Raw genomic sequence first — 23,474 nt, forward strand, 5'->3', positions numbered from 1 at the left:
TTTTTGTCAATATTTAATATCTTTATCAAAATCGATGAAATTGAGCTTTGGTGTAAAAATTAGATTTCTACTGCTGGTTTTAGGTTGCTGCCTCATTGCAACGTCTATTTCATTAAGCAGATTTACTACCAAAAGTGATTTGCTGGAACGCGATGCCAACGAAGTCCAACAGAACTTATCGGTAAAAGAAAGAGACGTTGCTGCATTTTTGGCAAATAAAGCAGAGGTCGCTAAAGCAAAACGGTTCCATGTAAATCCAAATGATGCCATAGATTTTTTAAATACTTATCGAGAGATAAAAGGGATTAACCTCCTTACTTTTAAAAATAATCAATTAAATTTCTGGAGTACCTACCGCGTTACCGATATTGATCCCCGGACGATAAAAGAAGGAAGTTCTGTGCTGTTTTTTTCCAATGGATGGTACGAGGTAATTAAGAGTACGCAAGGTAATTTTAGTTTGGTTTTCCTTATTTCGATACAATCTCAATATCCATTTAAAGAAACACAGTATTTTCGAAATGATTTAGATCCGCTGTTATCTAATTCAAAATTACTTACACTGGCATCATTTACTGATAAAGAAGTTTACAGCATCAAAAGTATTGATAATAAGTTTTTGTTCGGACTGAAGGTGAAATCTGGATACATAGAAGACTATTATTCTGTTACTCAGTTGTGGCTTTTTGTTGCAGGATTGGTAAGCATTTGCATGTTTTTCAATTCATTAAGCTCCCTAATTGCAAGACGAGGACATATTTTTTGGGGTACCTTATTCCTGATGATATTCTTTTTAACATTTAGGCTTTCGGATTTGTATTATGGATGGTTTAATCACCGGTTTCCACTCGATCTTTTCGATCCAAGGATATATTCAGAAAGTTTCTTCATGCCATCACTGGGCGATTTTTTATTGAATGTAATTACGCTTACCTGGTTACTGCTCTTTATGTATAACCACAAAGAGCAATATAAATTTGCCAAATGGATCAGAGAAAGCAAAATTTTAGGCATTATTATTCATATTCTGTTCTTGGCGTTTATTGCCGCCATAGCCTATTTTAGTGACGAGGTTTTTTTTGGATTGATTTACAATTCAAAAATCAATTTCGAAATTATCAATATCTTAAAGCTAAGTGGCTCTAGCTGGGTGAGTATTGTAATCCTATGCCTTGTTTGGTTTCAGATTTACTTAATCACCATCATTTGCGTAACAGTCAGCAAGCAACTAGATGTAAGCAATAGGGAAAGATTAATCATCTTTTTAACCGGTTTTGCAATTGTTTTCTTCTATAAACTAACAACAGATTTTACTGCTTTTTTTATTGTTTTTGCACTTATCCTTTTAATTGTTTGTAGAAGTATTTATATCGAAAAGGCAAAGTTTTCTATAGGCTTGTTCGCCATAGTATTTTTTTGCCTTGCCTTTAATAGTTCTATTAAATACATTAAGTACAAAGATATTACCGAACGCAGCCTTCGCGAGCCGCTTGCCCGGAAGGTACAATCATCAGAAGATCCAAATGCGATTGTAGCTTTGGGCAGTTTGGAGGGGAATTTATTAAATGATCAATTTTTGGTTACATATTTTGCTGAAAGCGGAAGATCGAACTATGCAGTATTAAAAAACCACCTTAAAAATTATCTGGATGGTTATTTAAGCCGCTACGATTATCAGATTTATCCTTACGATAAAAGCGGAGTCGATATCAGCAACCCTAACGGGCAGCGTTTTAAGAAATATAAAGGGCTGGTAGAATCTGGCTCAGTTAAAATCGAGGGTTCGAATTATTTCTACCAGGTTAATAACACCTTTGGCTATCAGGACTACTTTGGCATCATATCGGTGGTGAACAAGGGGAGTTTATTGGGAAACTTAGTTATCGAACTCCGCTCAAAACCATACAATTACAACAATAGATTACCCGATTTGCTCGGAGATCAAAAACTGGTGAGAGATGAGGATTTCAAAGGATACTCCATTGCGTTATACAGTAATAACCGCTTATTAAATCAATCCGGGAATTATACTTATCCATTGGATGGCAATATTTTCAATGGCAAAAAGGATAATTTTATTACGAGCAATGATAATAAATTGAATTATAGCCATCTAATTTATAAGCCTACTGAAAGCAAAATGGTTGTAATAAGTAAGCAGAAGGTGAGCTATGTAGAGCGATTGGCGGCCTTATCCTTCTTTTTTTTAGTATTTATTATTTTCTCATTGGTATTGTATGGCTTAATCTGGTTAATTAAAAATCTGGATGATGAACGTGTAGGTTGGTTCAGTATCAATAGATCTTTGATGATTAATGCCAATAAAATTCTTTACAAAACACGTATTCAGGTTTCTATCGTGCTATCGGTGGTGGCTACTTTACTAATTGTGGGTTGGGTAACATATTATTACATGAATAATGAGTACCGTGGGCAACAAACCATTTCTATAAAAGATAAAATCAGAAAGGTACAGCAGAATTATGAGAAACAGGTTTTTAGCAGGGGTATAGTGGAAGATGAAGATGCGGTTGCTGATTTTGTAAATTTTGCTGATGTGAACAATGTTGATCTTAATTTATACAGTACGCAAGGAAACCTGCTCATGACTACCTATCCTAAACTTTATAACCTAAAAGTAATAGGACGAAAAATGGGGCCTCTAGCTTATACCTACCTGGATAAATTAAAACGATCTGAATATATCAATCCCCGTGAAAAAATTGGTAACTTAACCTATGCCGCAGCCTATGCGCCTATTAGAAATGCACAGAACAAAACAATTGCTTATATCGGTTTGCCAAACTATTCCAACGAAGAGGAGTATTCAGACAAAATAGCGCTGTTTGTAAGTAATCTTATAAATATTTATGCCTTGGTTTTTGTGGCTGTTGGAGTTTTAGCAGTGTTTTTAGCAAACCAGATTACCAGTCCATTAACGTTTATTCAAGAGAGTATTAGTAGAACCCGGATTGGGCAAGGTAATGAACCCATTGTTTGGCGTAGGCACGATGAAATTGGCTCTCTAATAAAAGAATATAATGGAATGATTGCCGCACTTGAGGCTAGTGCAGCTAAATTGGCCCGATCGGAAAGGGAAAGCGCATGGCGGGAAATGGCCAAACAGGTAGCCCATGAAATTAAAAACCCACTTACACCTTTAAAACTGGGTGTTCAATTGCTTGAAAAATCATGGAAGGAGAATGATCCGAATTTTGAGCATAAGTTTAATAAATTCAGCAAATCTTTCATTGAGCAAATAGATAGCCTATCTAAAATTGCATCAGAGTTTTCCAATTTTGCTAGAATGCCAGATACCAATTTAGAGAAATTGGATGTAATGCCGGTAATAGAGCAGGCTCGTCAGGTATATAAAAACAGCGATAACGTAGAAATAAACGTGCTGAACAAATCGGAAAATAGTATCCGGATTCTTGCAGATCATGATCAATTATTAAGAACGTTTAATAATCTTTTCAAAAATGCAATTGAGGCCATTGATGATGAATCTCACTGTTGCATTACAGCGGTGCTTTACCATGATGATGAATACGCCTATATTGAAATTAAGGATAATGGAAAAGGAATTCCAGCGGTGTTACACGATAAAATCTTTGTGCCTAACTTTACTACGAAAACCTCGGGAACCGGCTTAGGCTTGGCGTTTGTAAAGCAAGCGGTAGAAAATGCAGGCGGAACCATTAGTTTTACCTCTGTGATTAATGTAGGAACCACATTTTATCTAGCATTTCCGCTGGCTTAGAACTGTTAGGATATTAACGCAGATCTACCTGGGCTTTACCCATCGTATTGCCATCAGCATATAAAATTACGGTGTAAATCCCTTTGATAAAAGGTTTTGGATTAGCCCAATCTATCACATAAGTGCTATCATCATTATTATAATTGATATAGATAGAGTGGCTGAACTGCATTTCTTGACCATCGGCTTCAAACCTATTGCCTTCGTCGGCAAGTAAATTTCCCGCTGGATCGAAAACCCGTAAATAGATGTTGTGGTGACCTTTTTCTGCCAACTCGTTGGCAATAATGTTAAAGCGAACGCTTAGTTTTTCGGCAGTTGATGATTTGGTAACCTCAACCTTTTTGCCACTTGATTTTGTTCTGAAAGCTACAATATCAGCACTTTGAAGTTTTAATGCAGCTGCGGTTTTAACTTTTGCATTCAGGTTAGCGTTTTCGCTTTCTAAACCCGAAGCTTTATTGCTCATGTTTTTGAGCGTATTCTCTAAACTATCACGGCTGTTTTTGAGGAAAATATTGTCTTTTTGAAGCTGGATAACCTGATCATTATAGTTTTTTACAAAAGTTTTTAGCTCGTTGATTTGGTTATTGGCTTTGTCTAATTCGCCTTGAGTAATTTCTCCTTTCTCTAAGGCCACCTTTAGTTCGGCAATTTTTTCTCTAGCCAACTTTTGTTCTTCAACCAGTTTTTCATTTAAATCCAGATTTAGCGCCTCAACTTTATCAAGCTCAACCTCGATTTTTTCTACTTCTAATCTCAACTTATCCTTCTCAGTACTCACGGTAACAAATCGTTCGCTCTGCTGTCGATCTTTAAAAAACAGGTAAGCATTTGTTCCAATAAGTGCAGCTATAACTATGACCAGGAAGTAAATTTTGTTTCTATCGCCTTTATTAATCTTTTGTGGTTCCATTTTTTAATAATGCTGTATCTTCTTAAATTAATATACTTTTGTTATTCCATAGGTAAATGGAGTACACAATTAATTTTAGCAGGGCGCAAATTATAATTTTTAATAAAAATTATAAGAGATTTTAAAAAAAATCGTTTAATTGCTAATGTTTGTTTGTATTAAAATTAGCACAAGTACGCATCCTGAATCAAAAACAAGACAAGAATAATGCTTAAAAACTTCCTATACGCACTTTTATATTTAACCGTATTACCTTATATATTAAATGCTCAACCTTTAACAAAAATTGCACCAAAAAGAGAGTTTAGAGGTGTTTGGGTAGCTACAGTAACCAATATCGATTGGCCTTCCCGTCCCGGATTAACCATTGATCAGCAGAAGCAAGAGCTGATTGGTATTCTAGAAAGACACAAAAGTCAAGGCATGAATGCCATCATTTTGCAGGTGAGGCCCGCTGGCGATGCGTTTTATGCTAAATCGCGTGAGCCTTGGAGCCAATGGTTAATGGGAAAGCAAGGTTTAGCGCCCGCACCTGGTTACGATCCCTTGGCTTTCGCGATAAAAGAAGCGCATTTTCGGGGTATGGAATTACATGCCTGGTTTAATCCTTATCGTGCAAGTATGAGCAGCAGTACTGTTTTTCACGAAGATCATGCATTTCGGAAACATCCAGAATGGTTTTTCATCTATGGAGGGAAAAAACAATTTGATCCAGGCATTCCAGAGGTTAGAGAATATATTGTGCAGGTAATATTAGATGTTGTCAAAGGATATGATGTTGATGGAATTCATTTTGATGACTATTTCTATCCTTACAAAATTGAGGGGCAAACGATTAATGATGCTGCAACTTTTAGCAAGTATCCAAACAATTTTACTGATGTTAGAGATTGGCGTAGAAATAACGTCGATCAGCTGATTAAACAATTAGATGATAGCATTCACCATTACAAAAGTTGGGTAAAATTTGGTGTCAGTCCTTTCGGAATTTGGCGTAATAAATATGAAGATCCTGAAGGCTCGGCAACAAGTGGTTTATCCAATTATGCAGAGCTTTTTGCTGATAGTAGAAAATGGGTTAAAGAAGGGTGGGTAGATTATATCAATCCGCAAATCTATTTTACTTTTACCAGAAGAGTTGCTCCGTTCGGTACCTTGCTCGATTGGTGGAGCAATAATAGTTATGGTAGGCATGTCTACATCGGTCAGGGAGCGTATTTGGTAAACTCCAGAGCAGAAGCAGCTTGGAAAAATTTGACTGAAATCCCTCGGCAGATACGATATATCAGAGAGCATAACCGCATCCAGGGAAGCGTGTTTTTCAGTTCAAAATCATTAAGTACTGTGGCAAGATCGGTAGGTGATTCTTTGAAAAATGATTTTTATAAATATCCGGCCTTGCCTCCGCAAATGCCATGGTTGGATGAAACCCCTCCAAATGAACCACAATCGTTAACAGCTGATGCCCATAAAGATGGCGTACATTTAAAATGGCAAAATCCACTCAAAGCGAAAGATGGAGAAACGGCCTCGGGCTATGTGATTTATCGCTTTGCTGAAGGCGAGAAAATAGGAGTGTTGGATCCAAAAAATATTCTCAAAATCAGCTTTGAAGATTATCTAACATTTGTTGATACCTCTGCCGAAACAGGTAAAAGATATAGTTATCTGGTTACAGCACTTGATCGGTTAAAAAATGAAAGCGAACCAAGTGGCCCGGTAGGTGTAGAAATACCGTTGGCTAAGGAATAATATCCTAAAACAGCGGAACAGAAATATTTTATATTTTTATGCAACCGATTGCAATTTCTTTGCAAATTAATCCTAACTTTAGTCATGCAAATATAACATAGATTGTGTTGGCGTATTTATGCAAGAAAAAGAAATAACCATTTATGATTTAGCAGAGCGATTAAATATCTCTGCGACGACGGTGAGCAGGGGCTTGCAGGATCATCCGGCGATTAATAAAAAAACAAAAAAGAGAATATCTAATCTGGCTGCTGAATTAGGTTATCGTTCCAATAAGTTTGCCGTAAATCTCCGTAAGCAAAAAACTAACACTATTGGAGTAATTGTGCCCCGGTTAAACAGTTTGTTCATGTCATCTGTCCTTTCTGGTATTGAAAGGGTGGCAAACAATGCAGGCTATAATTTAATTATCAGTCAGTCTTTTGAACAGCAGGCTAAAGAAAAAACTAATGCGAATACCATGTTCAATAGTAGGGTAGATGCGCTTATTGTTTCCTTGGCTGCAGATACGATAGATTTCAGTCATTTCGATACTTTTACGAAAAAGAACATTCCTATCATATTTTTTGATCGGGTGGAGGAAAGTATTCAGGCTACCAAAGTGTTAATCGATAATTTTAAAGCGGGATATAATGCTACAGAACACCTGATCAAGCAGGGCTGCAAACAGATTTTACACCTTACAGGCAATATCGCCAGAAATGTATACCACGACAGGTTTGCGGGCTATCAAAAAGCTTTATCTGATTACCACATCGAGTATGACCCAAATTTATTTATCTCTACTGATTTAACTGAACAAGCGATTCAGAATGTGTTAACAAATGATATTTTGAAACGGGACAAATTCCCTGATGGATTATTTATTACAAATGATTCTTCTGCAGCTTTTGCGCTCACCATTTTTAAGGAAGCAGGCTTGCGTATTCCAGACGATATAGCCATCGTGGGTTTTAACAACGATTTGATATCAAAGGTAACAGAGCCAGCAATTACCACCATAAATTATCCGGGTGCAGAAATGGGCGAAAACATCGCTAAAATTATGTTAAACCATTTATCCGGAGAGAGTGATTTAAGCTTTACCGATACGGTTTTGCTCAATACAGAACTGATTATCCGAGGATCATCATTGAAAAATCGAAATTAAGGTACCAGTGCAATAAAAGCAGGCTGCCGTTCTGCTTTAAAATTAAACGGCAAAGCATTAACCAGATATCGTATGGGCAAGGATTATAAATTCTGGAAATTTATGGGCGCATTATGGATTTGCTCCTCTGTAGTGCTGTACATCAATTCCTGCAGCGCTCAAATTCCAGCAAATCGTGACCAAACATCACGCGGACTTAAAGATTTTTATCAAAAATATTTTTCTATTGGTGTAGCAGTGTCATCGAAAAATCTTAGTGGCGATGAGGCGAAACTAATCAAAAAACAATTTAATAGCATTACGGCAGAGAATGCCATGAAAATGAGTTCTTTGCAACCTAGAGAAGGCCAGTTTTATTGGATCGAAGCCGATTCCATCATCAATTTTGGGCTGAACAATAACATTAAAATCCGCGGACATAACTTATGCTGGCACGAGCAAACACCAGATTGGATTTTTCAAGATAAAGATGGCAAAGAAGTAAGTAAAGTTGTGTTGTTGCAACGATTAAAAGAACATATAACAACTGTTGTTAATCGATATAAAGGCAAAGTATATGCCTGGGATGTGGTCAATGAAGCAATTGACGACAATCCATCACACTATTTAAGGGATTCGAAGTGGTACAAAATCTGCGGCGAAGATTTTATTGCTAAAGCATTCGAATTTGCGCATGCTGCAGATCCAGATGCTAAACTTTACTACAATGATTACAATACCGAGCGACCAGAGAAGCGCGACCGGATTTATAGATTGCTTAAAGATTTAAAAGAAAAGGGCATTCCTATAGATGGAATTGGCCTGCAGGCACATTGGTCGTTGCAGGAACCTACAGAAAAACAGCTTACAGCAGCAATTGAAAAATATTCATCACTGGGATTGAAAATTCAGTTTACCGAGGTTGATATGTCTATTTATCCATGGGAAAAAGAAAGAAGGGAACGTAAATCTGGAGAATCAGATCAATTTACCTTAGCGCTCCAGCGAAAACAGGCTGCGCAATATGCCATGGTTTTCAAGGTATTCCGGAAATTTAAGGCTGCAATTACCAATGTCACTTTCTGGAATATATCCGATCGATACACTTGGCTGGATGAGTATCCGGTTAAGGGGCGGAAAAATTATCCGCTACTTTTCGATACAAACCTGGAACCCAAAAAAGCGTACTGGGAAGTGATCAATTTTAAAAATAAATAACATGAAGAAACTTGTCCTCCTTATTGTATCGTTAGCTTTCACGACTATCTCCTTAGCTGCAGGTACCGACCCTTTTATTTTTAAAAAGTATACCCCCGGAAGCTTTTCTATTGCCAATAGCGGTATGGTGTCATCTATATTAGTGAGCAGAAACGATTGGCCGGGTGTTACCAGAGCAGCAAGAGATCTTCAAAACGACCTACACAAAGTCACAGGAATTAATCCAGTTTTTTCTACCGATAAAGCCACTGGCATTACAATTATTATCGGGACTATTGGCAAAAACACAATTGTTGATGAGCTCATCAGAAACAACAAAATTAATGTTGCTGGTATCGCTGGAAACTGGGAAAGTACATTGATTGAAGTGGTTAAAAATCCAGTCCCTGGCGTAGATTCTGCTTTGGTTATTGCTGGCAGCGACAAACGCGGAACCATTTATGGCATTTACGAACTGTGTAGCCAAATCGGTGTTTCGCCATGGTATTATTGGGCAGATGTTCCTGTACAAAGAAGTAATAGCTTATTTGCTATCTCGGGCAGGCATATAATTTCATCGCCGGCGGTGAAATACAGAGGTATTTTCTTAAATGATGAGGCGCCAGCTTTATCTGGTTGGAGCAGGAAAGAATTTGGAGGCTTCAACAGTAAGTTTTATGCCAAAGTGTTTGAGCTTATTCTCAGGTTAAAGGGCAATTATTTGTGGCCTGCCATGTGGGGCAGTGCTTTTAATGATGATGATAAAATGAATCCGGTTTTGGCCGATGAATATGGCGTGGTTATCGGAACATCACACCACGAGCCTTTAACCCGAGCCCACGATGAGTGGAAAAGATATCAGGGAGGCAAGTGGAATTACGACCAAAATCCAGCACAACTCAGGGAGTTTTGGGAAAGTGGCTTAAAACGGGTGGCCGATAAAGAGCAACTCATTACGGTTGGTATGCGTGGAGATGGGGATGAGCCGATGACAGAGGGAACAGCTACCGCTTTGCTTGAGAAAATAGTGAAAGATCAAAGAGATATTATTGAAAAAGTAACCCGAAAACCTGCTTCGGAAACACCACAGCTCTGGGCGCTTTACAAAGAGGTTCAAGCCTACTATGATAAAGGAATGCGTGTTCCTGATGATATTACGCTGCTGCTCTGCGATGACAATTGGGGCAACATCAGGAAACTCCCAAAGCTAAATGAAGCACCTAGGAAAGGTGGCTACGGTATTTATTATCACTTTGATTATGTGGGTGATCCGCGAAATTACAAATGGATTAATACCAACCCTATTCAAAAAGTTTGGGAACAAATGAATTTAGCTTACGAGTATAATGCCAACCAAATTTGGATAGTTAACGTAGGCGATTTAAAGCCGATGGAATTTCCTATTTCGTTCTTTTTGGATTATGCCTGGGCGCCTGATGCTATTCCATCAGAGAAATTAAAACAATATACAATCGACTGGTCTGCAAAGCAATTCGGCGAAACTTATTCTGCCGAAATTGCCGATATACTCGATTTTTATTCCAAATATAACGGGCGCATAAAACCAGAGTTGTTAACGGATAGCATATACAGCTTAAACAATTACAACGAATTTGAAAATGTAGTTTCTGATTACAAAAGGTTGGAGCAAAAGGCAAAATTTATATACGGTCAAATTTCTGCTGATCAAAAAGATGCCTACTACCAATTGGTGATGCATCCGGTAGAGGCAAGCGCCAATCTTTATGATTTATACTATCATGTGGCTAGAAATAAACTATATGCCAAACAAGGTCGATCGGCTACAAATGATATGAGTGAAAAAGTTGCAGAATTGTATAAACGCGACGAGGAAATATCCAATTATTACAATAAGATAATGGCCGGCGGGAAGTGGGATCACATGATGGATCAAACCCACATTGGATACACTAATTGGCAACAACCAGAAAAAAATTCCATTCCAAACACCATGGTTTTGACATCAACCGGAGATTTGAGCAAAGCTGAATCGGGATTGGCAATTGAGGGTAGCGATGCCTATTGGAGTAAAAATCAAAAAGTGAATATTGCGCTACCAACCTTTAATTACAGTAATCACCAACATTATATTGAATTGTTTAACAAAGCAAAAGGGAGCTTTAGTTATCAGATAAAAGCGCCATCTTATATCCTGGTACAGGAGCCGAAAGGAGAAATAACTACTGAAAAGCGAATTTTGCTGAGTATCGACTGGGCAAAAGCTCCAAAAGGAAAATCGCAAAACAACATTACAGTTTCGACAAGCGATGGTACTAAGTTAAACGTTCCAATTTATTTGGATCATACGCTTTCAGCCGATCAAAAATTTGTTGGCTTCATCGCTCAAAATGGCTACATTTCTATGGAAGCACCGAATTATACAAGAGCGGTAAACAGTAGACCAATTTTTTGGAAAACCTTGGCAAATTATGGCAAAACTTTGGGTGGTATGATTACAGTTCCTGTAACTTCGGCAATTCAGAAAGTTGATATTTCTACTCCCCGTTTGGAGTATGATATTTACTTAGATCAGACAGGAACTTTCACTCTGAACAGCTTTATTTCTCCAACCATTGATTTTACAAATTCAGAAGGTTTAAAATTCGCGATTTCTATTGATGATGACGTGCCGGTTGTTGTCAATATTAGTGCTGATTATAAAACTGAAACCGCTTGGCGAAAATCGGTTGCGGATAATATAAAAATTTTTAAAACTCCTGTAACTATAAGCAAACCAGGCAGCCACACGATTAAATATTGGATGGTAACTCCAGCTGTGGTATTGCAAAAGATGGTGCTGGATTTGGGTGGTTTAAAACCGAGTTTCCTGGGGCCCCCAGAAACTTTTAGAAGCGAAATAAATTAATCCAACCTTTTTATAAATTGAAAATATGATGAAGAATTTTAAAAAAATGCCTGGCCTGGCATTAATTATGGCAATAGCAGCCACAAGTTCTTGCCAGCAAACCAACAAAACAGCAAGTAAAGCAACTGCTGATACCTCCAAAAAAACAATGTATTTGTCACAGCCTTTAATTAGTGAAATATACACAGCCGATCCATCAGCGCATCTGTTTAATGGTAAAATTTATATTTATCCATCTCACGATATAGAGGCAGGAACTCCTGAAAATGATAATGGAGATCATTTTGACATGAAAGATTACCACATTTTAAGCATGGACAGCATTAATGGTAAGGTAACCGATAATGGAATTGCCTTGAGCATTAAAGATATTCCTTGGGCTGGTCGTCAACTCTGGGCACCTGATGCTGCGCTCAAGAACGGAACTTACTATTTATACTTTCCTGTAAAGGATAAAAGCGATGTGTTTCGAATCGGTGTAGCAACATCTAAAAATCCTGTAGGTCCGTTTAAAGCGGAAGCGAAGCCAATTGAAGGGAGTTATAGCATCGATCCGGCAATTTTTACAGATACAGATGGCTCTACCTATATGTACTTCGGTGGAATTTGGGGTGGACAACTGCAGCGTTGGAATAATGGAAAGTATGATGCAAATGGTTCAAAAACTGATTCGCAAAAAGAGAATGAGCCATCACTAAACGCAAAAATTGCTAAGTTGACCAACAATATGCTTTCATTCGATGGCAGTCCAAAAGATGTGGTTGTTTTGGATGAAAATAATAAGCCCTTACTAACTAAAGATCACGATAGAAGGTTTTTTGAAGGTGCTTGGATGCACAAATACAATGGAAAATATTACTTTACCTATTCAACAGGAGATACACATTTTCTGGCATCAGCCATTGGTGATACACCTTACGGGCCATTCAAATATCAAGGTACTTTTATGAATCCCGTAGAAGGCTGGACAACTCATCATTCCATTATCGAAATAAAAGGCAAATGGTATATTTTCTATCACGATACGCAGCTTTCTGGAAAAACACATTTAAGAAATGTTAAGGTTACCGAGTTAACGCATAAAGCAGATGGTACAATTGCATTGATTGAGCCGATAAAAAAGTAATGCTGATCAACTAACCAAGTCTCAAAGGTTAATAGTTTGAAAGGGGCGGTGGATTTTGAAATCTGAATTTTGGAATAATTTGGAGACTGGCCAAGTTTTTCCCAGCACGCAAATGCCAACTCAGCTCCGCAAATTTAACTAACTTACCGATTATCAAAGGCTGAGATTGTGAAGGAATTTTATTGATTTTAAAGAGGTGTCTTTGGGATTTTACTCCGCTAGTCGGGATTCGCCATACCTTCTTGATAAGCCTTTTAGTGAGACGGAAAAGACTCACCACCTCAGCGATGCGAAGCCTAATTAAACGTCGTTCATCAATTATTTCACTATCTTAAAACAAAGCCTTAATTTAGTTAGCGTAAATTGAACCTGAATCATGACCGAACCCAAACGACGCCTGCTATCACTCGACTTTTTTAGAGGATTAACCGTAGCCGCCATGATATTGGTTAATAATCCAGGTAATTGGGGACATATTTATGAACCGTTGGAACATTCGCAATGGAATGGCTGTACACCTACCGATTTAATTTTCCCTTTTTTCTTGTGGATTGTTGGTGTCTCTATTGCATTTGCCATGAGCGCTAGTAAAGCCGATCCGTCGACTCATGGAAAAACGATTGTTAAAGCCATTAAACGCGGTCTAATCCTCTACTTTTTAGGTTTTTTCCTAGCGATTTTTGGTAAACTTATGGCGGTAATAATCGATGGAAAAAGTTTAATTGAAGCCTTTCAAACTGTTAGACTATTGGGTGTTTTGCAGCGTATAGGAGTTGTTTTCATCATTGGCAGTATTATTTTCCTAAAATTTTCAACTAAAAGTTTATTCAGAATATTCACAATTATACTTGCTGTTTATTGGGCATTAATGACTTTTATCCCGGTGCCAGGAGTAGGTTATCCCAATTTGGAAAAAGAAACTAATTTAGCGGCGTGGATTGATAGAGGCATTTTAACGGAATCCCATATCTGGGCGGCAGCAAAAACTTGGGATCCGGAAGGTGTATTAAGTACTTTGCCTGCAATTGGGACTTGCCTATTTGGTGTTTTAGTTGGTGTGTGGATGCGTCGAAAAGATGTAGATAATCCAACAAAAGTAGCTTGGTTGTTTACCACAGGGATTGGTGCAGTAATCTTGGGGCTGCTTTGGGATCTTCAGTTTCCGATAAATAAAGCTTTGTGGACAAGCTCCTACGTGCTTTATGCGGGGGGCTTGGCTTCCTTGGGTCTCGCACTTTGCTATTGGCTCATCGACGTTCAGGGCTATAAAAAAATTGCCACTCCTTTTGTCGTTTATGGGGTTAACGCAATAACTGTTTTCTTTTTAGCCGGATTAATGCCGAGGGTTTTAAATTTAGTAAAAATTACAAATGCTGATGGTTCCAAAACGGCTTTTTTAGAAAAATTTTACAACACATTTTATACGCCATATTTTACGCCTGTAAATGCATCGTTGGCTTGGGCAATAAGTTACGTACTGGGTTTTTACGTGCTGCTCTACATCATGTATAGAAAGAATGTAATCATTAAGGTATAATTACTAAATTGCCAGAACAATCGATTGAACTTATCTTGTCAATTTACAGGTTATAAATTATCCGATCAAAATTGAAGAAAAAAACGACCATATACGATATAGCGAAAGCGCTTAACATCACCGTCTCTACCGTTTCGAGAGCGCTAAGTGGTTTCCCTGCAATAAGCGATGCAACAAAAAGAGCTGTCGTAGAAACGGCTAAAAAACTAAATTACAGTCCAAATAAGCTGGCTTCTGCACTCAAATCCGGCAAAACGCATATTATTGGTGTTATTGTACCGAGCGTCCAGGCTCATTTTTTTGCATCTATTATTCATCGTATCGAAGATGGTCTAAAAGATAGCGGCTATCGTGTAATTATTTATCAATCGAATGAATCTGTAGAGAATGAAATAAACGGCGTTCGCACTTTGTTGGAAGCTCAAGTAGATGGCATTATGGCTTCTATGTCACTAGAAACAGAAGATATTTCTCATTTTGCAGAAATTGTTAAACAGAATAAACCACTCATTCTGTTCGATAGGGTTCATGAAGATTTAGCGGTACCCACTATTACGCTTGATGATTTTAGAGCAGGTTATGTGGCCACGCAACATTTAATAGATAAAGGATATAAAAAAATTGCATTCGTAACCACTGTTCATCAGATTAAGATTTTTGATGATAGGTTAAAAGGTTACAAGGCTGCTTTGGTAGATAATAATTTGCCTGTCCTTGATGGACATATTATTTTCGGTGGGTTATCGATTAAAGATGGGAGGTTTGGAGCAGGCAAGTTGATGCGCTGTAAAGATCGGCCTGATGCAATTGTTGCCGGAGATGACTTTACCGCTTTGGGCGTAATTAAAAAGCTTAAGGAAATTGATGAAACGCCACCAGAAATTGGGGTAATCGGTTTTGCAAACGAAGCGTTTTCGGCTTACATTACACCTAATTTGTCTACCATTGATCAACATCCTGCTAAAATTGGCAAAGAGTGCGCAAAGATGTTTTTGAAAATGGTAAATCAGGAAGATCCTTACAAGATTATTGAGCACATTGTACTTGATCCGACTGTTGTAGAAAGGCAATCGACAGATAAAAAGGTAGATTAGTCTACTCAAATAAGCTTTTTCGAATACCCATCTCCAACCCTCGAAGTTCAGCCAGGCCCTTTAATCGACCGATTGCAGAATAACCCGGGTAAGGATTTTTAACAAGATCGTCCATCATTTGATGTCCATGGTCTGGTCGCATCGGAATATCTCGATTCTCAGCTTGCATTAATTCAATAATTTCCTTTACTACCGAGTACATGTCGGCGTTTCCTTCTAAGTGGTTAGCTTCGTAAAAATTGCCTTCTTCATCTCGATGTGTACTTCTTAGGTGTAGAAAATGAATTCTCGATCCCAGTCTCTGAATCATACCAGGTAGATCGTTATCCGGTCTGGCGCCAAAAGAACCCGTACAAAAACATAAACCGTTTGATTTTGCAGGTACACTGTCTATTATATATTGTGCATCACTTTCAGTGCTCATAATTCGTGGCAAGCCTAAAATAGGGTAGGGTGGGTCATCGGGATGGATGGCCAGCTGCATACTTTGCCCATCGGCTATAGGTGTAATCTCTGATAAAAATTTCACCAAATTTTCTTTCAAACCTGCCGCTGTAATTCCCTTGAAGCCCTCTAGCAAAGCAAGCACTTGTTGGGGGGTGAACTGATCATTGCTGCCGGGTAAACCTTGCAGGCAATTATCTGTTAACGTTTTGCGATCCTCTTCATTTAAATGATTAAAATAAGCTGTTGCCTTTTCTATTTCTTCCGGTAAGTAATCTGTAGCTGCATTTGGTCTTTGAAGCAAAAACAAGTCAAATGCTATAAAGGCCGTTTTTTCAAAGCGAAGCGCTAAGGCGCCTGTTTCGGTTGTGTATTTCAAATTGGTTCGCATCCAATCCAAAACGGGCATAAAATTGTACGTTATAACCTTCACGCCGCACATAGCTAGGTTTGTCAAGCTTGTTTTATAATTATTTATCCAAGTTTGGTAATCTCCCGCTCGTTTTTTAATGTCTTCATGTACTGGCAAGCTTTCTACTACACTCCAAACCATGCCGTGGTCTTCGATTTCTTTTTTTCTTTTTTCAATTTCTGCAGTTGGCCAAATTTCGCCTACAGGAATGTGGTGTAAAGCTGTAACTACCCCGCCGCAGCCCGCTTGTTTGATATCGGTTAAAGTTACAATATCGCTTGGTCCGTACCAGCGCATGGTTTGAATCATTTTCATTTTTCGCAGTTTATATGTATAGTTTATGCAATCGGTACACAATAAAAATACAGCGTTTTTTATTGTTTAAGATACAATAAAAATAAATTTAAAAATTTTTATGCAATCGGTTGCAAATTTATTTTTTAATTTCTACATTTATCATAACCAAATATCCCTAAGTCTTGAATACCAAAATTCTAACCCGGTAAATTGAGCTAAGATTATTTAAAGTGGCAGCTAATAACTGTTAATTAAACTAAACCGTTTATGAGAAAACCTAGACAAAAAATCTTTTTGCAGCTTATGGTTATGCTAATACTTTTATTAGGCTTAACCCCAACATTGCTTTTCGCCCAACAAAATTTAAAGGGCAAAGTAGTGGATGAAAAAAATCTTCCTTTGCCTGGTGCAGGGGTCAAACTAAAAATTTCTGGAAAATCGACCGTTGCTGGTGACGATGGAAGTTTTACCATCAATGCGCCGGAAAACGAAACAGCATTGATTGTTTCTTTTATTGGCTATCCATCACAAGAGATTGAAATTAAAAGTGGTGTTTCAGTTTATAATATCACCCTTACGCCAGATTCTAAAAACCTCAACGAGGTAGTGGTAATTGGTTACGGTACACAAAAGCGTAGAGATGTAACCGGCTCGGTGGTTTCTTTAAGTGGATCTGCCATTAAAGAAGTTCCCGTAGCCAACATCCAACAAGCATTGCAGGGGAGAATGGCGGGGGTTGAGGTACAGTCGGTTGGTACACGTCCGGGTGCAGGCGCACAAATTAGGATTCGTGGAGAAAGATCAATCAATGCTTCAAATGATCCGCTTTTCGTTGTGGATGGTATACCTTACGGAGGAACCTTAAATGACATCAATCCTGATGACATTGCCAGTTTAGATGTATTGAAAGATGCTTCTGCAACCGCCATTTATGGTTCTCGTGGGGCAAATGGTGTGGTTTTAATTACCACTAAACGAGGTATTGCTGGCGATACCAGAGTTTCATTTAACACTTATTATGGTATTAGCAAAATCACGAATAAGTATAATGTTTACGATGCCGATCAATATAGAGCGCTTCGCGATTACTCCATTTTTAATCAAGATTATTTGGCCGATGAGAAACAAGGTATTGCAACTGGTAGAAATACCGATTGGCAAGATTTGTTGTACAAAGATGGCTTCATGACTGATAATAATCTAAGTATTTCTGGCGGTAGCGAACAAAGCCAGTTTTCAGTTGGGGGAGGTTATTTTAAACAAACATCGGCATTGCCTAGTCAAGATTTTACTCGTGCTTCACTGAAAGCCACAGGCGATTTCAAAGCAGGTAAATATGTGAAAATAGGATTCAATAATTTAACCAATTACAGCATTACCAATGGTTCGCAATTTGGTTTGAATGTATTTCCGCTGCTTTCTCTAAGTCCGTTAAGTTCTCCATACAATCCTGATGGATCGGTGAATATCAAGCCTGCAGGAAACTTGGATGATTTAAACACCACTTATAATCCATTAATGTTGTTAACAAACGATAATCAATGGGTGGATCGTGTTCGCCGTTTCCGTACTTTTAATAGCATTTACGGGGAAGTCCAAATTTTGGACGGGTTTAAATACAGGTTAAATGCTGGTTTGGATTTCAACCAAGAAGAAGGTGCTCAGTTTAGAGGAACAAACAGTTATTTCAGGCCAGGTCTAGGAAATACAGCCTCAGTTAATAATGGCACTGGAACAAAATATTCGTTAGATAATTTATTAACCTACGAAAAAACGTTCGCAAAAAAACACCGTGTCTCGGTAACGGCGTTATTTGGATTCGAGCGTGAGCAATATCACAATACTTCAGTGAGTAAGGATTCAATCACTGCTGATTTTGTACAATTCTACAATCTTGGTCAATCCTCGGTGGGTCCGGTAGCCGTATTGGGCGGGAGTGAATCATCGGCCACTTTAATTTCGATGATGTTGAGAGCGAACTATGTTTATAATGATCGATACATGATTACCGTTACCGGTCGTAGAGATGGCTCATCCCGCCTAGGTAACGGCAATAAATGGAAACAATATCCGGCAGTTTCGGCAGGGTGGAGCATTAGCAACGAGGATTTTATGAAAGATTTCAAGGTAATTTCTAACTTAAAACTTCGTGCAGGTTTTGGTATCACGTCCAATCAGGCGGTACCAGCTTATAGTACTTTAGGCGGTGTGGCTTCGAATGGAGTTCGATATAATTATGGCCCTTCATCACAAATAGGTTATTATGTATCGCGTATTGTCGATCCTAATTTGGATTGGGAATACACCCGTACCACTAACATTGGTTTAGATTTCGGGATTTTAAACAACCGCATAACGGGTAGCATTGATTATTATACTGCAAAAACAGACAAGTTACTATACGGCGTTCCACTTCCTCCAACATCAGGAATTTCAGAAAACTATTTAACCAATATTGGTAATGTAGAAAATAAAGGTTTAGAGGTTGCCCTATCCAGTCAAAACTTTAAAACTGAAAGTGGTTTTTCCTGGGGAACGGATTTGAATTTCTATTTCAATAGGAATAAGTTAATCGCTTTAAATGGAAATATCACTCAGGTAACGAATGCACAACTATTTGTTGGTGAACCATTGACTGCAATTTTCGATTACAATAAAATTGGTATCTGGCAAACAGATGAGGCTGCTGAGGCTGCGAGATATGGTTTTGTGCCGGGACAATTAAAATTGGAAGATTACAATCGCGATGGCAAATTAACGGTCGATGATAAACATGTAATCGGAAATGCTCAAGCAAAAATTCAAGGGGGTATCACTAACCGTTTTAATTTTAAAGGGTTTGATTTTTCATTCGTGGTTTACGCCCGCTTCGGTGGAACATTGATTAGTCAGGTACACCAGCCATTGGCAGGTTATTTAACCATAAACGATGGCCGTAGAAACCAGTTGGCTGTTGATTATTGGACACCAACCAATCCAACTAACGTCTTCCCTTCACCAAATGTATCTGGTGGACAAATTACAACAGCGCTTACTAGCGATGCAGGATCAACTTTAGGTTATTACGATGCAAGCTTTGTAAAAATGAGAAGTATAAATCTTGGGTATTCTTTCACCAACAACATCGCGAGGAAATTAGGTGCTCAAAAAATTAAGGTTTATGTAACCGCACAAAACCCTTTCATTATCTACTCGCCTTATGTTAAAGCTGGTGGTATGGATCCAGAGGCCACTGGAACGGGTAATCAAGGAGTTTCAAACCCTGGAAACATTTCAAACAGGGCTTTAACAATTGGTGCGGCAATACCACCAACAAGAACGTTTTTGGCAGGCTTAAATGTTACTTTTTAAATCTCCTCACTACTTAGATTGATAAAAATGAAAATAAGATATTATATACAAGCCATTCTCCTCTCAACTATAATTATGTTTGGAGGATGTAAGAAAGCACTTGAAGAACGCCCTTACACAGCATTTACTACAGATTATTTTAAAAGTCCAGAGGGTTTACAGGCAGCTATCAATTCTGTTTATGCAGGTATGCGTTACGATTATGGCCCAATTGGAGCTGTTTTATTAGCAAATATGGGTACCGACGAATGGACTTTTGGGGACCAGGGAAACTCTGGACAAACCCTTGAGTTAGGCACCTACCAAATTCCGCCAACCAATGGATCAATTCTAACCCCATGGAATAGAAACTACTCGAATATTAACTTGTGTAACGCAATTTTGCAATTTGCACCGCAGGTAACCATGAGCGATGCCGCAAGAAATGTAATCATGGCCGAAGCCCGTTACTTGCGAGCACATTATTACATGTTATTAGTGATTCAATTTGGCGCTGTGCCATTGGATTTAGGTTCTGGTGATCTGGTTTTTACTGATGTAGCATATTATGGCTTCAACCGTATTCCATTTAACGATGTCTTGAAAAAGAATTATCAGGCGATGATTAATGACCTGACTTTTGCTAGTCAGAACCTCCCGGTTACACGCCCAACAAATGCTTTTAAACTTTCGCAATCTGCAGCTTTACATTTGTTATCAAAAATCTATTTGTACCGCGGATATTCTGATGCTAAAGAATCCTCAGATTTTGCCAATGCTTATAAAACAGCAATGGAATTAATCAACAATAAGGCGAAATACGGAACTGATTTACTGCAAGATTATAGTCAAGTGCATAAACAAGGCAATGACTACAACAGAGAAATTTTATATTCTGTTGAGCGTTTGCCATTAAACAATGCAAATAATGAGGTGGCAAATCCAGGTAGCGATTTCGCCGATAAAGTAAACTTATCAAATAACTTGTTTAACTGCAATTATCAAAATGCGGTTACTGTAGGTGGAGTTTCATTAATTGATGATCGGCCATTGCAATATGGCCGCCCATTAAGGCAATTGGCACCAACGGCGAATGTATTTAATCGTGTTTTTGCTGATAAGGGAAATGATAGCCGCTACGATGCAACCTTCAGAACAATGTGGAGGGTAGCAACCTTGCGAACTGGTGCAGAATTGGAGACCTTTAAAACCAGATTGGCTGGTGTAGGTTTCGCCATTGGCGATACGGCAATCTATCTGGCGCCCAGTGATGCCAGAGCGGCGCAATTGAAAGCGCTAGGTAAAAAGTATAAAGTTTTAGGTCCATCGGAATACTGGTCGAACCAAAACAAAACCAACCAATTGTATCCAAATTTGAAAAAATACGACGATAGTGTGCGTAACAACTTTCAAGATGTTTCTGGTAGGCCATACATCGTAGCGAAACTTTCGGAGGTTTACTTAATCGCTGCCGAAGCTGCCCTTCAGGATGGTCGTGCAGGTGATGCGGTTCCTTTAATTAACACTTTGAGAGAAAGAGCTGCTTTCCGATCGTGGTTTAGTGCTGGTGAGTTGGCAACGAGAAAGGCAGCAATGACCATTACTGTAGCCCAGGTTAATTTAGATTTTATTTTGGATGAACGTACAAGAGAATTGTGTGGAGAAGGTTTAAGATGGGCAGATTTGGCTGTACGTAAAAAATTGGTTGAGCGTGTTAAAGCTTACAACCCTGATGGTGCACCGAATGTGAAAGACTTCCACAATTTGCGTCCGATTCCTCAAAGTCAAATCAACAGTGTTGTAGATCCGGGTGGAGATTCGAATAGAAACAAATACCAAAACCCGGGATACTACTAGTCAAATAATCAAAGGAAATTAACATGAGAAAGAAATTAATTATACCTGGCTTACTGTTATTGACAGTAGTTGGGATGTATTCTTGCAAGAAAGATATATATAAAGGAGCAGATAGCTTGGCCGATGTACAATTCACTGATAGTGCAGCTGTACTAAAATCGCTGGTGTCTTTCCCATTGGGAATGGCTGCAGAGTACCCGCTTTCGTCAACCAACAACAGTTATTGGGCTGTTGTAAAACGCGAAGCAGGTTGGATTACATTTGGCAATGAATTGAAAAATGATGCCGTAGTGAAAGCGGATGGAAGTTACGATTTTACAAGGGCTGATAACTTTTATAATCTTGCCACAACAGCAGGAATTAAAGTTTTTGGCCATACCTTGGTTTGGCACTCGCAGCAACGAGCATCTTATTACAATGGGTTAATCGGTGGTGGCGGAAGTGGTTCTGGGCCGACAAATTTGGTTGTAAATCCTGGTTTTGAAAGTACAGCAGTCGGCACGACGGCCGAACCTGCAGATGGTTGGCAGGTTTTAAATGGTGCCGGGCAATTTGTAAGCACCGGCAGTAATGTAAATGCTGGTGCAAAAGCACTTCAGGTTAATGTGCCTGCTGGCGGACAAAACTATAATACACAGATAGCCACAAAAGCGCAAATTCCAGTTACAGCTGGTAAAACTTATACCATTTCTTACTACATAAAAGGTGCTGCGGCACAAAATATTCAATTCGAAATTCGTCCATATTTAGGGGCTGCTGCGGGTTCGGTAAATTACCAAGGAGGAAAACCTGTAACAACTGCTTATTCAAAAGTTACTTATGATTATGCTATTCCAGTTGGTGTAACCGCAATACAGTTGGCGTTTGATTTAGGCGGTACTCAGAATACCCTTTATATCGATGATGTAAGCATCACCGATGCTTCAATTGTTGCACCTCCATCGGGCGGTGCCTTAACTGTACTTGTAGATAACGCGATGAAGAATCACATTCAAACAGTAGTTTCTCACTATGTGGGGAAAATTACGGCCTGGGATGTAATTAACGAACCGTTTAGTGACGCGGCGGAATTGAGAAATAATTCAAATACGCCCTCGACTGGAAGAACTGATGTATTTGTTTGGCAAAATTATTTGGGTAGAGATTATGCCGCAAAGGCATTTACTTATGCGAGAGCATCTGATGCTAAGGCAGATTTATACATGAATGATTATAATTTGGAGTCCAGCACCGCTAAACTGGATGCGTTTGTAGCGATGGCTAAAGAATTAAAAGCTGCGAATACTGGAATTACAGGTGTAGGTACACAAATGCATTGCAACATCAACACATCATACAATATGATTAACGACATGTTTCAAAAATTGGCAGCAACTGGATTAAAGGTGAGAATTTCAGAACTCGACATCAGGTTGAATCCTTCAGAAAAGGTGGGTAATGTAGGTTCCTCAACTGCACTTCAAAACCTTCAGGCAGCAATGTACAATTACGTGGTAAAAGCTTATTTAAAATATGTTCCGGAAGCGCAACGCGGCGGAATAACCGTTTGGGGTGTTGCAGATACTGATAGTTGGATTACTACCAGCTTAGCTAAAAATGATGCACCACTTTTATTCAATGCTACTTATGGAAAAAAACCTGCTTTCTCGGGTTTTGCCAAAGGATTGAAAGGACAATAAACTAAATATGTAGTAATTAAGCCATTCCGGTGAACAGGAATGGCTTTTCTTTTT

13 protein-coding genes are annotated in these 23,474 nt (G+C 38.6%); 11 read left to right on the top strand and 2 right to left on the bottom strand.

The features are described 5' to 3' along the window. Positions 1-34: 34 nt before the first annotated feature. Positions 35-3,763 carry a sensor histidine kinase gene (locus tag OQZ33_RS01675; RefSeq protein WP_265797304.1) on the top strand — a complete coding sequence of 1,243 codons (3,729 nt, stop codon included), beginning with the start codon at positions 35-37 and terminating at the stop codon, positions 3,761-3,763. 13 nt (positions 3,764-3,776) lie between these two features. Here the strand turns inward: OQZ33_RS01675 and OQZ33_RS01680 are convergent, their stop codons facing one another. Continuing rightward, complete coding sequence (locus OQZ33_RS01680) at positions 3,777-4,679, bottom strand: hypothetical protein (protein ID WP_265797305.1); 903 nt, start codon at positions 4,677-4,679, stop codon at positions 3,777-3,779. Between the two features lie 207 nt (positions 4,680-4,886). On the opposite strand from OQZ33_RS01680, the gene OQZ33_RS01685 reads away from it, so the two are divergent. The 7 genes from OQZ33_RS01685 to OQZ33_RS01715 all read left to right on the top strand — a co-directional run bounded on the left by OQZ33_RS01685 (position 4,887) and on the right by OQZ33_RS01715 (position 15,401). Further along, entirely contained in the window at positions 4,887-6,431 is a 1,545-nt protein-coding gene (locus tag OQZ33_RS01685; protein WP_265797306.1) for a glycoside hydrolase family 10 protein, read from the top strand. A gap of 118 nt (positions 6,432-6,549) precedes the next feature. Continuing rightward, a complete protein-coding gene (locus OQZ33_RS01690; protein WP_265797307.1) occupies positions 6,550-7,581 on the top strand; it encodes a LacI family DNA-binding transcriptional regulator in 1,032 nt (343 codons plus the stop codon). A gap of 72 nt (positions 7,582-7,653) precedes the next feature. After that, positions 7,654-8,778 (top strand): endo-1,4-beta-xylanase, encoded by a 1,125-nt coding sequence (locus OQZ33_RS01695; protein ID WP_265797308.1) that lies wholly within the window; start codon positions 7,654-7,656, stop codon positions 8,776-8,778. Between the two features lies 1 nt (position 8,779). Continuing rightward, complete coding sequence (locus OQZ33_RS01700; protein WP_265797309.1) at positions 8,780-11,644, top strand: glycosyl hydrolase 115 family protein; 2,865 nt, start codon at positions 8,780-8,782, stop codon at positions 11,642-11,644. A gap of 25 nt (positions 11,645-11,669) precedes the next feature. Continuing rightward, positions 11,670-12,770: a glycoside hydrolase family 43 protein gene (locus tag OQZ33_RS01705; RefSeq protein WP_265797310.1), complete on the top strand. Its 1,101-nt coding sequence runs from the start codon at positions 11,670-11,672 to the stop codon at positions 12,768-12,770. 376 nt (positions 12,771-13,146) lie between these two features. Next, positions 13,147-14,307 carry an acyltransferase family protein gene (locus tag OQZ33_RS01710; protein ID WP_265797311.1) on the top strand — a complete coding sequence of 387 codons (1,161 nt, stop codon included), beginning with the start codon at positions 13,147-13,149 and terminating at the stop codon, positions 14,305-14,307. A 71-nt stretch (positions 14,308-14,378) separates the two neighbouring features. After that, on the top strand, positions 14,379-15,401 hold the full coding sequence (locus OQZ33_RS01715) for a LacI family DNA-binding transcriptional regulator (protein ID WP_265797312.1): 1,023 nt from the start codon (positions 14,379-14,381) through the stop codon (positions 15,399-15,401). Position 15,402: 1 nt separating this feature from the next. Here OQZ33_RS01715 and uxuA read toward each other — a convergent pair whose 3' ends face one another. Next, positions 15,403-16,572, bottom strand: a complete 1,170-nt coding sequence (gene uxuA / locus OQZ33_RS01720; protein WP_265797313.1) for a mannonate dehydratase — start codon at positions 16,570-16,572, stop codon at positions 15,403-15,405. A gap of 249 nt (positions 16,573-16,821) precedes the next feature. Between uxuA and OQZ33_RS01725 the strand changes: the two genes are divergently transcribed. The 3 genes from OQZ33_RS01725 to OQZ33_RS01735 are packed head-to-tail and all read left to right on the top strand — an operon-like array spanning position 16,822 to position 23,420. Continuing rightward, positions 16,822-19,905, top strand: coding sequence for a SusC/RagA family TonB-linked outer membrane protein (locus OQZ33_RS01725; RefSeq protein WP_265797314.1), 3,084 nt, complete (start codon positions 16,822-16,824; stop codon positions 19,903-19,905). Positions 19,906-19,932: 27 nt separating this feature from the next. Then, entirely contained in the window at positions 19,933-21,741 is a 1,809-nt protein-coding gene (locus tag OQZ33_RS01730) for a RagB/SusD family nutrient uptake outer membrane protein (protein ID WP_265797315.1), read from the top strand. Between the two features lie 23 nt (positions 21,742-21,764). Beyond that, complete coding sequence (locus tag OQZ33_RS01735) at positions 21,765-23,420, top strand: endo-1,4-beta-xylanase (RefSeq protein WP_265797316.1); 1,656 nt, start codon at positions 21,765-21,767, stop codon at positions 23,418-23,420. Positions 23,421-23,474: the final 54 nt, after the last annotated feature.

Origin of the sequence: Pedobacter sp. MC2016-05 (assembly GCF_026239735.1) — a bacterium.
Lineage (GTDB): Bacteria > Bacteroidota > Bacteroidia > Sphingobacteriales > Sphingobacteriaceae > Pedobacter.

Excerpts from the sequence above, each read along its gene's own strand:
- OQZ33_RS01675 (WP_265797304.1), top strand. The coding sequence starts at position 35 with ATGAAATTGAGCTTTGGTGTAAAAATTAGATTTCTACTGCTGGTTTTA.
- OQZ33_RS01680 (WP_265797305.1), bottom strand. The coding sequence starts at position 4,679 with ATGGAACCACAAAAGATTAATAAAGGCGATAGAAACAAAATTTACTTC.
- OQZ33_RS01685 (WP_265797306.1), top strand. The coding sequence starts at position 4,887 with ATGCTTAAAAACTTCCTATACGCACTTTTATATTTAACCGTATTACCT.
- OQZ33_RS01690 (WP_265797307.1), top strand. The coding sequence starts at position 6,550 with ATGCAAGAAAAAGAAATAACCATTTATGATTTAGCAGAGCGATTAAAT.
- OQZ33_RS01695 (WP_265797308.1), top strand. The coding sequence starts at position 7,654 with ATGGGCAAGGATTATAAATTCTGGAAATTTATGGGCGCATTATGGATT.
- OQZ33_RS01700 (WP_265797309.1), top strand. The coding sequence starts at position 8,780 with ATGAAGAAACTTGTCCTCCTTATTGTATCGTTAGCTTTCACGACTATC.
- OQZ33_RS01705 (WP_265797310.1), top strand. The coding sequence starts at position 11,670 with ATGATGAAGAATTTTAAAAAAATGCCTGGCCTGGCATTAATTATGGCA.
- OQZ33_RS01710 (WP_265797311.1), top strand. The coding sequence starts at position 13,147 with ATGACCGAACCCAAACGACGCCTGCTATCACTCGACTTTTTTAGAGGA.
- uxuA (WP_265797313.1), bottom strand. The coding sequence starts at position 16,572 with ATGAAAATGATTCAAACCATGCGCTGGTACGGACCAAGCGATATTGTA.
- OQZ33_RS01725 (WP_265797314.1), top strand. The coding sequence starts at position 16,822 with ATGAGAAAACCTAGACAAAAAATCTTTTTGCAGCTTATGGTTATGCTA.
- OQZ33_RS01730 (WP_265797315.1), top strand. The coding sequence starts at position 19,933 with ATGAAAATAAGATATTATATACAAGCCATTCTCCTCTCAACTATAATT.
- OQZ33_RS01735 (WP_265797316.1), top strand. The coding sequence starts at position 21,765 with ATGAGAAAGAAATTAATTATACCTGGCTTACTGTTATTGACAGTAGTT.